We start from the raw sequence: 12,482 nt of genomic DNA on the forward strand, positions 1-12,482 counted from the left end.
TCAATTGTATCAATAGACTTTGCTAATGGGCAATTACCCGCTGTAAATACACTTACATCTACACTCTTACTAGTACTGCCTGAGGTTGCTGTTATAGTTATAGTAGCTCTTCCTAAAACTCCACCACTTGCTTTACTTACACTTATCTCTCTATCTGAACCATCATTATCACTCACAGAAACTGCACTTATTATCGAGGATATGTCCTCTTTCTTAACTACACTTAAAGTTACTCCGCTGATATCTCCGTCACTTATTGATAAACTAACAGGCAGAGCTTTAGAACTACTGTCTTTTTCTAACATTAACTCACTTGATACTGATATGCTAAGTTTTGATAAATCTACTTCTTCTCCAGGAGTTTCTCCACCAGATTCTCCTCCAGAGCATGTAAATGGACTACCATCACAAGATGCTTTAATTAAATTTGGCAATTTATTAAAATAATAATACTGTTTAGCAGCATTAGCATTTGTTGTTAATAGTAATAATGTTATGAACATTAATTTTTTAAACATAGGTATCTCCCAAATATAAAGTTAACTTTGATTACCTATGTTTTTGCATGAAATCCGCATATTTGTCAAGAGGTTTTAATAATGCATATATCAGGAGAATTCTCCTAACTGCATTCTGATTCTTTAATACCCTATATCTTTATTGAAAATAATAAAAGTATAAACTAAAAACATATTATATATATTGATGCAGTTTTTCTTTTATAACCCCATATGACACTTCTTGTATTTGACCTTTTTTAAGTTCTCCTAAGTGGAATGGGCCATATGATAATCTTATAAGTCTATTAACAGATAAACCTATAGATTCCATAACTTTACGAATCTCTCTATTCTTACCTTCTGATAGTTCAACATTAAGCCAAGCATTAGCTCCTTCTTGTTTTTCTAAAGTTGCAATTATAGAGCCATATCTAACTCCATTTACTACTTTACCATTTTTAAGACCATCTAAAACTTTTTCATTTACTTTGCCAAAAACTCTAACTTTATAAGTTCTTTTAAGTCCATTTGCTGGAAGTTCTAACTCTCTAGAGAGTTTCCCATCATTTGTTAGCAACAACAATCCCTCTGAGTTTAAATCTAATCTACCTACAGACATAACTCTTGGCATGTATTTGGGGAAAGTAGAGAATATATTTTTCCTACCTTTTTCATCACTATTTGAGCAGATAAGACCTGCAGGTTTATAATACACCCACAATCTAGTCTTTTCAGCCTTACGGATTCTTTCCCCATCAAATCTTATATCATCTGTATCTGTTACGAATGTAGCTGGAGTTTTTACTCCTTTACCATTAATTGATATTCTTCCTTGCTCAATGAGTTTTTCTGCTTCTCGACGAGAACAAACTCCTGCTCTTGCGATAACTTTCGCTATTCTTTCACCTTTATTTTCCATTCTTTATATTTTTTCCCTTTTATTTTTGTCAAAATCTCGACTCGAGGAGGTCGCATACACTGCACACTCTATTTTGACAATCTAAAAGAAAAAATCTTATAAAAAGTCAATTTGTTCGAATTTAATTATTAAAGAAGAACATACTACATAACATAAAAAAAGGCAAGTCAATAAAAGTACGGTGTCAAAAACATACCGCTTTTATAAAATATTAAAAAAGAATTTGTTTTAATATTTTTTTATGATATAATATGCATATAAAAAAGGAGGCTTATTATGAAAAACTATACTTTAAAGCCTGAAATGTGTTCTCATCCTTTTTCCAGATATGATGAGTGGATTGAAAAGAATGTTATTAATAAAGAAAACTTCATAGAAATACATTATGCTTGTCCTAAATGCGACCATATAGAAATAAAAAGATTTCAAAAGAAGAAACAACAATCTTCTTTTGATGACAATCCTAATAACTTTACAAAAAATGAAGAAGTTCAAAAAAATTATACAGAAGAACAAAACATTAAACCAGCAGAAAAAGAAAAGACGGTCAAAGAGCAAATTAGCATATCAAGCTCTGAAGCTCAAAAGTTAACAACTATTGCAATAGAGAAATCAAGCATTGATAAAACAAATGCAAATGCTATCAAAATAGCTGAGAAAGAAATATATAATAGAATAATACACTCAAAAGAAACTTCCGAAAACATTAAAGAGAAAATTTTAGAAAACCCTAAAGTTATCATAGAAACAACTGTTCAAAAAGCTAACTTTGTCGCAGAAAAAATCGATAAACAAGAACAAAATCCAAAAGAAATCAAGGAAAAGGTTGCTGAATCAAATTATGAAGATAAAAACTTAACAATTATTGCAGAGAAGGAAACAAGCAATTATAAATCTAATGCAACTTCTATAAAAAACCCTGAAAACACTATATATAATAATATAAAGCCCCTTAAAGAAGCATTAGAAGAGCCTAAAACTGAAACAAAAGAGATTATTAAAGATAATATAGAAAAAAATATTAATAGCAATACTATTAAAAATAAAGAAAATGCGAAAACAGAGGCAAAAACTGAAATAGAAGAAAAAAAATTAGAGAAACCAGAAATAAAGACAAGCAGACCTCAATTAAAGCATCAAGAAGTTAAAGACTCTGCAAACAATGAGAATATGTTAACAAGAGCAGGTGCCTTATTAATAAAAATGGAAGAAAAAGATACCCCTGAAGAAACGGTTAATAAAGAGATATTAAAAGAACCTCAACTTGCATCAGATGAGCAACTTATAGCTGCTGCTGAAAAAATTGCAAATTCGACAGAGATTAAAAACATGACTGAAGCATCTTCAAATGTTATGAAGAACTCTTGGGACAATAACTCAACTCAAAACATCACTATAAGCAATGCTGAAATCATTAATACTAATGCACTAGGGGAAACAAGTTCAAGTCCTAACATTACTACTTCTTCAATAGAAGTTAGTGGAAACTCTGTTGCAATAACCTCAGCAAAAACATCATTAACAAATATGAGTAACTCTAATAAAACTACACCTAACACACCTGTTTTAACTCCAACACCAAGTTTTGCAGGAAGCGGTTCAAGTAATAGTGGCTCTTCCTCTGGTGGAAATAGTTAAACCTTCTCTAGCAAGCACAGACATAAGAGTAGAGATTATAGCTCTGTCACATAGCATAATTATATGCTTTTTTCATGTTATCAGCCCCTGCAAAAGTACAAATCAACATAAACAATGTAAACTTAGATAAGTGAAAGCTTGCTATTAACTTATCTACAGCTTTAACCTTATAATATACTTAATTATTTTTTGCAAGATTTGTATAAAGTATAAAAATTATATATTTCTTATTTACATGGTTTAAAAAATATGTTATCAAACTCGTTCTAAAAAAGTATAGATAAGGATGAAAATGAAAGAAGATTATAAAAGCTATTATATGAATTACTGCCCACATTCATGGGAAGAAAAAATATTAAGAGTTAAAAATGACTATAAAGCAACTTTATATTGCTGTTATATGTGTGGAGCAAAAAGATTTAAAACAGAAGTTGCAACTCATCAAGATTTTAAGAAAAAAAATGAATTAGAATTATATCATAAAATTTTTGGTTCTGCGATGAAGAAGCACAGTCCTAAAAAACTTAAATCTAGAAAAAAAGAAACTAGCTTGAATATGAATATATAAAAAGTTTGACATTATGAGAAACTACCTTTAATATATGAAATATATTCTTATAGGAGACTTATTATGAAATCTAAAAAAGAACTACATATATGTTATTGGTTAGAAATAATGTCTAAAACAGAAGGCAACACTAAATACACTCTACATAAGTGTCAAATATGTGGAGATACAAAAATCACCTCTGAAAAAATAAAAGTCCAAAAAGCTGATCCTAATGAAGAAAAAGCAAAAAAAGAGGAAGTTATGCCTTCTCTAAGAAGCAAGCATCACCATAAGAATAGAACTTATAATCCTGCTGCATAGCATGGCTATATGCTTTTCTCATGTTATCAGTCCCTGCAAAAGCACAAATCAACATAAATAGAGTAGATTTAGGTAAGTGAAAGTTTGTTATTAACTTATCTACAGCCCTAAACTTATAACCAGGAGTAATAAATATATCTGTCTCTTGAGCAAAAGCTTTAATGATTCCCTTTTCATCAACAGCACTTTCTAATAATCTCATAGAAGTTGTCCCAACCGCAATTATTTTGCCTCCATTTTTATGAACATCATTTAGCTTATCCGCTTTTTCTTGAGTTATAACACCATATTCAGAATGCATAATATGATCTTCTGTATTTTCTACTTTAACTGGCATAAATGTTCCTGCTCCAACATGAAGAGTTACATAAACTATCTCGATTCCTTTATTCTTGATTTCTTCTAGTAAATTCTCTGTAAAATGCAGACCAGCCGTCGGAGCAGCCACAGCCCCTTCATTTGAAGCATATACAGTTTGATAATCTGAAGCATCTTGCTTATCGCTTCCATTTAATCTCTCAATATATGGAGGAAGAGGCATCACACCATTATTCTCTAAAGCATTAAATAGCTCTTGCCCTGATTTATTAAATTCAAACAATACCCCATTATGATCATCTTTACGAATTACTTTAGCTGTAAACCCTTCTCCAAAAACAACTGTATTATCAATTTTTAGTCTTTTGCCAGGTTTTGCAAAAGCCCACCAACTCTTTTCATCATACATTTTATGCAAAGTAGCTTCAATTTTAACAGCATCTCTTTTTCCCTTAATTCTAACTGGTATTACTTTTGTATCATTTAAAACTAAACAATCTCCTGCATTTAATTCATCAATTATTTCATAGAATATTTTATCTTCTATCTTATTTCCTTTAACACAAAGCATTTTAGCAGAGTCTCTAGGCTCTGCAGGTCTAACCGCTATCTTTTCTTTAGGTAGTTCGAAATCAAAATCTGATACTTTCATTTATTTTTCCTTAATCATTAAAAAAACTCTCTGCAATATAACAGAGAGTTTTATTTTTTTCAAGTTTATTAAAAAAACTAAGCTGATTTACGAGCAATCGCTTTTTCAACATTCTTTTTAATTTTTTTCAAAGAAGAATCTAGTTTGTTATTATCCATACCTAATAGATATGCATCGATTCCACCTTTTTTCTCAACAGTTCTGATACCAGCAGCTGTTACTCTTAATTTAATCATTTTGTCCATAGCTTCACTATAGAATGATGTTTTTTGTAAATTTACATTGAATTTTCTTTTTGTTCTTCCAGAAATTTGACTTCTTGTAATAGAGATAGTTCTACCTGAAATTACTTTTTTCCCTGTAATTGGACATACTTTAGCCATTATTTTTATCCTCTTTATGCGATTTTTTCAAAATATTCTTAATTCGTGGAAATGTCACAATATATCATATATATAAAAAAGTCAAGATTTTTCTAATTTCTTGACAAAATGCACATATATATAGTATAAATAACTTCATCTGCTACGATCTGCAAACAACAGGGAGCTGAGGAAAGAAAGGTAAAACCAAGTAGAATCCTCCGGGTAAGCCCGTTACAGCTTTTTAAGGAAAGAGTTTTTAAAAATATTAAAAGCTTTTTTAAAGTAAGGTGGCACCGCGGTTGAACTATCGCCCTTACATTAACTTAAAAAAGAAAGAAAATAATATGCATACATATAGAACACACAAATGCAACGAGCTTAGAAAAGCTAATGTTGGGGAAGAAGTGAAGCTATCTGGTTGGATTCACAGAAAAAGAGACCATGGGGGTCTTTTATTCATAGACCTTAGAGATACTTATGGAGTTACTCAATGTGTTGTAAATATAGAAGAAAATAAAGATATACTAGAAAAAGCTGAGCACACTAGAAATGAATCTGTAATAACAATCACAGGTAAAGTTGTGGATAGGCTTGAAGGAACTGTAAATCCAAAGATGGAAACAGGAGATATTGAAGTTACTGTAGATAAATTTGAAATTCTTTCAGAATCTGCAGTTTTACCACTACAAGTTAATAGCGAAGAGGATTCTGGAGAAGAAACAAGATTAAAATATCGTTTCTTAGATTTAAGAAGACCTAAAATGCAAAGAAAGATTCGTTTAAGATCTGCAATGAATGCTTTCATTAGAGAACAAATGGTTGGACAAGGATTCACAGAGTTTAACACTCCAATCCTTACTGCATCATCTCCTGAAGGAGCAAGAGATTATCTAGTTCCATCAAGAGTTCATCCAGGACAATTTTATGCATTGCCTCAAGCACCACAACAATTCAAGCAATTACTTATGGTTGCAGGCTTTGATAGATACTTCCAAATAGCTCCATGTTTCCGTGATGAAGATGGTAGAGCGGACAGAACTCCTGGTGAGTTTTATCAATTAGACTTTGAAATGTCTTTCGTTACTCAAGATGATATATTCGAAGCTATTGAGCCAGTTACATATAACATCTTTGAAAAATTCTCTGATTTTACAGGAGAAAAGAAAGAGGTTTCTACAGCTCCATTTAGAAGAATTAAATATAAAGAATCTATGGAAAAATATGGTAGTGATAAGCCAGATTTAAGAAACCCTCTAATAATTGATAATGTTACAGAAGTATTTAAAACTGATATCACAGAGTTTAAAGCTTTTAAAGGAATCGCTCAATCAGGCGGTGTTGTTAGAGCAATTAAAGTAGCAAATGTTGCTGACAAACCAAGAAGCTTCTTTGATAAACTTAATGCTTGGGCTCAAGGAGAAGGACAACCAGGTCTAGGATATTTAATATTTGATGAAAATAACGAATCGAAAGGTGCTTTGTCTAAGTTCTTAGATTCAGCAAAAACTGAGCTTCAAGAAATAACTGGAGCAGGAGCAAATGATGCTTTATTCTTCATAGCTAATAAAAAAGCTGCTGAGGCAAATAAGTTTGCTGGACTTGCTAGAACAAAAATAGCGGAAGAATTGGATTTAATTGATACAAGTAAAATTGAAATTTGCTGGATTGTTGACTTCCCAATGTATGAGTTTGATGAAGAACATCAAAAAATTGATTTCTCTCATAACCCGTTCTCAACACCTCAAGGTGGCATGGATGATCTAATGAATAAAGATCCTCTTGATATTGTTGCATACCAATATGACTTAGTTATAAACGGTTATGAAGTTGCATCTGGAGGAATAAGAAATAGTAAAGCAGATGTTATGGAAAAAGCTTTCGCTATTGCTGGTTATGATAGATCGGTTCTTGAAGAGAAATTCTCTGGAATGCTAAATGCTTTCCAATATGGTGCTCCTCCTCATGGTGGTGCTGCTTTAGGTATTGACAGAATGATTATGATTCTAACAGAAGACACTAACATAAGAGAAGTTATTGCATTCCCAATGAATCAAAAAGCTCAAGATTTATTAATGCAAGCTCCAAATAATGTTAATGAAGAGCAGTTAAAAGAGCTACATTTAAAACTTGATTTACCTTTAGAGTTAAGTGAAGAAGAGGAATAAAAATTCCTTTTATTAAAAAAATTAAAGCCGTCATAAAAAATGACGGCTTTTTTTATAAACTATGCAAATGTTACAAGAGCTTTTGTTTCTACAACTCCAGAACTATTAGCTGTAACCACAACTAATCCATTCTTAGGAGTTCCATCAATATCAGCATTCACTAATATCATATCTCCAACTCTTAACATATCTGCAGACTCATCAAAATATGAGTTCGCAACAATAGCTGTGTTTAAGTCTTCAGACTTATAATGCCATAAGGTAAAGCTGTTTGAATATGCTAATACACTTAAATTTTCATTTGAATATGCCATAATCTAATCTCCTTTCCTTATGATTCTAAACATCTCATTACAACAACACCTGCTGTATCAACGATTTTTGCACCTTGACTCATCATATTGTTAACAAAATGAGAAGCTCTATCTCCATGCCATGAAATATCTGTTTTGATATCTGCTCCACTTGCATGTCCTATTGCATTTTTATGATAGAAGAAACATTTTCTAACATTTGATGACTTAGGCAATCCAGAGTGAGCAATAAATGTAGCTCCAAGCCATTTTTTAGCTTGAGCATTTTTAAATGGAAGCTCATCAGAACCAACATACTCAGCACTTGCAAACTCAGGTATTGAAAGAAGCTCTGTAAATTGCTTGTGTCCTAGAACAACAAAACGATTACCATCATCAGGCACATCTGCTGCACCTAGTATTTCAAAAGCTTCTAAAATTTTAGCTTTTGTCATACCGTCAGAGTTTGATCCAGCATAGTTTGTTGATTTAGAAAGTTCTGCAATGATAAGGTCATCCGCTTTTCTACCAAGAGCATAAGCTCCTGCATTTGCAATTACACCTCTCTCATCAATGTTTGTTTTTACTTCATCAAGTCTATCCACCCAATCACCTGCATAGTAATCAGACAGAGCACACTCAACAGTAGAATGAGCCAGATTCATAACAGGAACTGTTCCGTTTCTAGCTTTTGTTGAAGCTACACCTTTTCCAATTTTTTGGAATGTTGTGCTAGAACCTAAAACATTGTTTTTGCTTCTAACTGTGTTTACAAGTTTAGAGCCCATTCTTTGGAATGACTCATGAACTTCTCTTTCGAATTGTTTTACGAAAGCTTGGTCAATTGAAGTTGACATATTTTTTCCTTTCTAACCAAAATAAACTCTCACTTCTTTTAAACAAAGAGTGTTCTTAAAGTCCGAGAATTTAAATGATTAATATTAGTTGTTAAATTGTTTTGTTACTACTAATAAGGTATCCTTTACTTTTATGATAAGTTTAAAAAAACTCTGCAAATAGCAGAGTCATATAAATTACAATCTTAATTTTAAGGGCTTAATAAACAGGGGATTATCAAATTTTTGATATACTTGTCCTATTTCTGAATAAAACTTATATAGGAATATTTTCTTAATGTCAAGTATTTTTTTGAAAAAAATATCAGTAAATGAAAAATACTAAATTATTTTTTTAGCTTTTTAAGCTTTCTAAGTATAATGTTTTTTCTTAAAGATGAGACATGATCGTAGAAAAGAACACCATTTAAATGATCTATTTCATGTTGCAAACAAATTGTCAACAAGTCATCTGAGGCTTTAACTATTTGCTTCTCTCCATTGTAGTCTAAGTATTCAACTTCAACTTCTCTAGCCCTCTCAACATCAGAGTATTGTTCTGGAATAGACAAGCAACCCTCTTCTTCAATAGCGGTTTCTTTTGACTTATATTTTATAACAGGATTAACTAGAAACATTGGAGAGTTCTTTTCTGAAGAAACATCTATAACAACCACTCTTTTAGACACTCCTATTTGAGGAGCAGCTAAACCAACACCATTCGAAGCATACATAGTTTCAAGCATATCATCCATTAGATTACGAATATCGTCATTAACTTCTGATACATTGCTTGCTACTTGTTTTAGAACTGGAGCAGGAGCTATTACTATATCTAATTTAGACATCTCTAGTCCTCCTTAACATGAATACCTGATAATAGGTTTTCAATTTTTTCTGCATAATCCATCACATCATCTGCTCTGAAATTAATCTTTGGTGTGTATTTAAGATTAAGCTTTCTAGACATTTCTTTTTTGAAATAAGCATCCGCTTTATTAAGAGCTTTAATAGCCTTATGAGGATATTTCTCTCCAATAATAGAAACATATGCTGTAGCATTTTTTAGATCTGGAGAAATCTTAACTTCATTAATTGAGACAATAGCTTTCTTAAGGTCTCTATCATTAAAAGACCCTTGTATAAAAATTTCGTTCAGAACTTGTTTAACTTGTTCTGATACTCTTAGTTGTCTTGTGCTTGGCATTTTACCTAACTGTTGTCCCATTTATATACCTTTCTGTTAACACCAATTGTATAGCATAAGTATTATTTTTTTTCAAGTTTATCTTTTTTTAGCTATGTAGAACCACTCATGTCCGATTTTAGCATCTACATTAGGCAATACCATGACAGAGTCTTCCTCTGCATATATTTTTTCACCATTTTCATATGTAGCTATTAAATCGCCTTTCGAAAGTAAATCAAAATTTTGAAACTCTTTTGCTAAAGTACCGTTTTCTCTTTTTAAAACCATTTCTTCTATATGTATTTGCTCAACCTCTACAGATGAATTAAACTTACCATCAATCATTCCAAGAGACTTTAATAAATTAATTATAGTATTAAAAGCAAACTCTTCACTTTCCCTAGCATAATGATTTCCACACTCTAAAGTTATACAGTTAGTATTTCCTTTTAAGTTTGCAAAAGTCTCTGTTGACATTTCACAAATATCACTATCTTTATAAACCTCTGGGAAACCAGATACAAAATACTTAGCACAACTTGCTTCCACCAGCTTACGATTTTCACTAGTATCATAATCAAGAAAAGAAAAAGGAGCATCATCTGTATAAGAAGAGTGCAAATCTATCATATAATCAGCTTTTAATATTTCATCAGCCACTTGACTAGCAATTATCTCTTCATAAGAGTTTGGATTTTCATAAATGTCTATTACTCTATTTAAGTTAGTTCCAACATCACGAGTATTTTCTTCATAAGCTCTAGGATTGCATATCGGCATAAAAGTAACAGATCCTTTTTCCAAGAAAATCTCATTGCTTTCAAACATATCAATAACTCTATTAATTGCTTTTGTCCCACACTGTTCATTACCATGTACAGCTCCAGTGAATAGAACTTTAATACTATTGTCTTTTTCTATTTTTTTAACTAATAACTGACTCATGTCCTAATCCTTTATTTTTGTTAGCACTAAATGATAAAGATGGCTTTTTATTACCCAGTTTTTCAATCAATTCTGGAGATTTAGAGAACCACATTGTCTTTGTTTTTTTATCAAAAATACTTCCTATAATTTCTTCATCTTTCTTAATCTTAGCAATCTTTTCACAATAAAGGCTTTCATCAACCTTTACAGGAATCATGTTCTTTTTATTAATAGAAAAATTAAATCGTTCTTCTTTATCTTTAACTAAATAGAATATATTAGCATTATCAAAAGGATCAACTGTTGTTTGAGTTAATAAAAATCCAGCATCTAAAAAATGCCCAAAACTTTTGTAGTTAGTAATTTCGACAGTAGCTACAGAATATCTTCTTTTAGAACCCTCTTCTAAAAAAGAGTCCATATCTTTGAACAAGCCCATACCTCTAAATTCTGGATGAACACAAACACTACCTATATAATCCAACTCTGAATTACTTATAGCATCAGCATTAAAATTAGGCAAAAAGTCTCCACTTTCATCCCTAACAGAATCCTCTGGAACTCCAAAATATCCCATTTCAGCTACTAGCTGTTTTTCTTTTCGTTTTTCATCTAATAAAAATATACCAACCATTTTATTGTTATCATCATCAATAATAGCCGCAATTTTATCTTTAGACTTTGAAATAATATACTCTTCTTTACCTTTACCCTTCATTTCCTCAGCAACTAAATTTAAAAGATTATGTGATTTTTCTACATCTCTTAATGTAAGTTCTCTCATTAAAAATAATTTACCTTTTTTTAAAAAAATCTTACGCATAAACAAACTCTCTTTCCATATTAGTTTCTTTTCTTATTAAAGATGGCCTATTAGTTTTGTTATTACAACCAAAGTGATTTAGAACTTCATCTGCTCTTATAAAATCTATTCTTTTTTGTTCTTTATTAAATTTAGCACCTACTAAACCATCTCTTAAAGATGAGTTTAAGAATTGATCATAAAAACTAGACTCTACAGGAATACTTGCAGAAGTATTAATTAATAACTCTCTTCTAAAATCATTTCTTTTTAAATCTTTTATAAAATAGAAGATATTTCCTCCATCATCAGGATCGACTGTTTTCTGAGTAAGAAAGAAACCTGCATCTAAGAAATGACCGAAACTTCTATAATTTTTAGTATCAACCATACAAACAGAGAATCCTCTTTCTGATCTTTCTTCTAAGAATTTATCTAAATCTTTTAAAAGACCTAAGCCTCTAAACTCTTTTTTAGTACAAACAGACCCTATAAAGTTTATATCGTTATTAGCAACATTATCTGCTTTAAAATTAGGCAAAACTGCATCAGTATTGTCTCTAGGAGAATTAGCATCAACTCCAAAATATCCTATTTCTGCCACCAAGGTATCTTCTTGACCATTATCACCAAGGGAGAATACTCCTGCCATTTTATGTGAATCATTCAACAACATATTTCTAACTTCTGAAAGAGTCTTTTTATGAAGATATTTTTTATCTTGATTTGCCATTTCTTGAGCAACCTCATTTAATAAAGCATGAGATTTAGCTAGATCTCTTACATCTAACATTCTAATTACAAATTCCTGATCCAATCTTCTAATATGTGTACAATCCATCTTTTTTCCTTACTTAATTAATAAAAAAAGCTCTCATAATTAATGAGAGCTTTATTTCGATTTTAGATAAAAACTAAACTTCTACTTTTAACTCTCTGTTAAAATAGTTCTTCTTATTTTTAGTTTTCTACCCTTTAAAAACATCGTTTCTTCCTTTTGTTGTTTT

The 12,482-nt window shown here is 31.0% G+C and carries 15 protein-coding genes; 4 read left to right on the forward strand and 11 right to left on the reverse strand.

The window, feature by feature from the left end:
• A partial coding sequence (locus tag OIF36_00885) for a hypothetical protein (protein MCV6599025.1) occupies positions 1-518 on the reverse strand: 518 nt, incomplete at its 3' end.
• 175 nt (positions 519-693) lie between these two features.
• Positions 694-1,419: an rRNA pseudouridine synthase gene (locus OIF36_00890; protein MCV6599026.1), complete on the reverse strand. Its 726-nt coding sequence runs from the start codon at positions 1,417-1,419 to the stop codon at positions 694-696.
• A gap of 276 nt (positions 1,420-1,695) precedes the next feature.
• Here OIF36_00890 and OIF36_00895 point away from each other — a divergent pair, with 276 nt between their 5' ends.
• The 3 genes from OIF36_00895 (at position 1,696) to OIF36_00905 (ending at position 3,928) form a co-directional block, all read left to right on the forward strand.
• Complete coding sequence (locus tag OIF36_00895; GenBank protein MCV6599027.1) at positions 1,696-3,057, forward strand: hypothetical protein; 1,362 nt, start codon at positions 1,696-1,698, stop codon at positions 3,055-3,057.
• 292 nt (positions 3,058-3,349) lie between these two features.
• Positions 3,350-3,625, forward strand: coding sequence for a hypothetical protein (locus tag OIF36_00900; protein MCV6599028.1), 276 nt, complete (start codon positions 3,350-3,352; stop codon positions 3,623-3,625).
• Between the two features lie 63 nt (positions 3,626-3,688).
• A complete protein-coding gene (locus OIF36_00905) occupies positions 3,689-3,928 on the forward strand; it encodes a hypothetical protein (GenBank protein MCV6599029.1) in 240 nt (79 codons plus the stop codon).
• Here the strand turns inward: OIF36_00905 and queA are convergent.
• A complete protein-coding gene (gene queA, locus OIF36_00910; GenBank protein MCV6599030.1) occupies positions 3,867-4,898 on the reverse strand; it encodes a tRNA preQ1(34) S-adenosylmethionine ribosyltransferase-isomerase QueA in 1,032 nt (343 codons plus the stop codon). The genes OIF36_00905 and queA overlap by 62 nt on opposite strands.
• Before the next feature lie 77 nt (positions 4,899-4,975).
• Positions 4,976-5,281, reverse strand: a complete 306-nt coding sequence (gene rpmB, locus OIF36_00915; GenBank protein ID MCV6599031.1) for a 50S ribosomal protein L28 — start codon at positions 5,279-5,281, stop codon at positions 4,976-4,978.
• Positions 5,282-5,607: 326 nt separating this feature from the next.
• Here rpmB and aspS point away from each other — a divergent pair, with 326 nt between their 5' ends.
• Positions 5,608-7,428, forward strand: a complete 1,821-nt coding sequence (gene aspS, locus OIF36_00920; GenBank protein ID MCV6599032.1) for an aspartate--tRNA ligase — start codon at positions 5,608-5,610, stop codon at positions 7,426-7,428.
• A 59-nt stretch (positions 7,429-7,487) separates the two neighbouring features.
• Here the strand turns inward: aspS and OIF36_00925 are convergent, their stop codons facing one another.
• The 7 genes from OIF36_00925 to OIF36_00955 all read right to left on the reverse strand — a co-directional run bounded on the left by OIF36_00925 (position 7,488) and on the right by OIF36_00955 (position 12,316).
• The gene (locus OIF36_00925; protein ID MCV6599033.1) at positions 7,488-7,742 is read right to left on the reverse strand and encodes a hypothetical protein; all 255 of its coding nucleotides are present in this window, start codon (positions 7,740-7,742) and stop codon (positions 7,488-7,490) included.
• Positions 7,743-7,759: 17 nt separating this feature from the next.
• A complete protein-coding gene (locus tag OIF36_00930) occupies positions 7,760-8,578 on the reverse strand; it encodes a phage capsid protein (protein ID MCV6599034.1) in 819 nt (272 codons plus the stop codon).
• A gap of 326 nt (positions 8,579-8,904) precedes the next feature.
• The gene (def, locus tag OIF36_00935) at positions 8,905-9,405 is read right to left on the reverse strand and encodes a peptide deformylase (GenBank protein ID MCV6599035.1); all 501 of its coding nucleotides are present in this window, start codon (positions 9,403-9,405) and stop codon (positions 8,905-8,907) included.
• Positions 9,406-9,407: 2 nt separating this feature from the next.
• A complete protein-coding gene (rbfA, locus tag OIF36_00940; GenBank protein ID MCV6599036.1) occupies positions 9,408-9,785 on the reverse strand; it encodes a 30S ribosome-binding factor RbfA in 378 nt (125 codons plus the stop codon).
• 57 nt (positions 9,786-9,842) lie between these two features.
• Positions 9,843-10,691, reverse strand: coding sequence for a succinylglutamate desuccinylase/aspartoacylase family protein (locus tag OIF36_00945; protein MCV6599037.1), 849 nt, complete (start codon positions 10,689-10,691; stop codon positions 9,843-9,845).
• Complete coding sequence (locus tag OIF36_00950) at positions 10,672-11,496, reverse strand: GNAT family N-acetyltransferase (protein ID MCV6599038.1); 825 nt, start codon at positions 11,494-11,496, stop codon at positions 10,672-10,674. Before OIF36_00950 ends, OIF36_00945 begins: the two co-directional genes overlap by 20 nt.
• Positions 11,489-12,316, reverse strand: coding sequence for a hypothetical protein (locus OIF36_00955; protein ID MCV6599039.1), 828 nt, complete (start codon positions 12,314-12,316; stop codon positions 11,489-11,491). Before OIF36_00955 ends, OIF36_00950 begins: the two co-directional genes overlap by 8 nt.
• Positions 12,317-12,482: the final 166 nt, after the last annotated feature.

The organism is Alphaproteobacteria bacterium (assembly GCA_025800285.1).
Taxonomy (GTDB): Bacteria; Pseudomonadota; Alphaproteobacteria; order JAOXRX01; family JAOXRX01; genus JAOXRX01.

Coding starts and splice junctions, on each gene's coding strand:
- OIF36_00955 (MCV6599039.1), bottom strand. CDS start 12,316: ATGGATTGTACACATATTAGAAGATTGGATCAGGAATTTGTAATTAGA.
- OIF36_00905 (MCV6599029.1), top strand. CDS start 3,689: ATGAAATCTAAAAAAGAACTACATATATGTTATTGGTTAGAAATAATG.
- rbfA (MCV6599036.1), bottom strand. CDS start 9,785: ATGGGACAACAGTTAGGTAAAATGCCAAGCACAAGACAACTAAGAGTA.
- aspS (MCV6599032.1), top strand. CDS start 5,608: ATGCATACATATAGAACACACAAATGCAACGAGCTTAGAAAAGCTAAT.
- OIF36_00890 (MCV6599026.1), bottom strand. CDS start 1,419: ATGGAAAATAAAGGTGAAAGAATAGCGAAAGTTATCGCAAGAGCAGGA.
- queA (MCV6599030.1), bottom strand. CDS start 4,898: ATGAAAGTATCAGATTTTGATTTCGAACTACCTAAAGAAAAGATAGCG.
- OIF36_00895 (MCV6599027.1), top strand. CDS start 1,696: ATGAAAAACTATACTTTAAAGCCTGAAATGTGTTCTCATCCTTTTTCC.
- OIF36_00900 (MCV6599028.1), top strand. CDS start 3,350: ATGAAAGAAGATTATAAAAGCTATTATATGAATTACTGCCCACATTCA.
- OIF36_00950 (MCV6599038.1), bottom strand. CDS start 11,496: ATGCGTAAGATTTTTTTAAAAAAAGGTAAATTATTTTTAATGAGAGAA.
- def (MCV6599035.1), bottom strand. CDS start 9,405: ATGTCTAAATTAGATATAGTAATAGCTCCTGCTCCAGTTCTAAAACAA.
- rpmB (MCV6599031.1), bottom strand. CDS start 5,281: ATGGCTAAAGTATGTCCAATTACAGGGAAAAAAGTAATTTCAGGTAGA.
- OIF36_00930 (MCV6599034.1), bottom strand. CDS start 8,578: ATGTCAACTTCAATTGACCAAGCTTTCGTAAAACAATTCGAAAGAGAA.
- OIF36_00925 (MCV6599033.1), bottom strand. CDS start 7,742: ATGGCATATTCAAATGAAAATTTAAGTGTATTAGCATATTCAAACAGC.
- OIF36_00945 (MCV6599037.1), bottom strand. CDS start 10,691: ATGAGTCAGTTATTAGTTAAAAAAATAGAAAAAGACAATAGTATTAAA.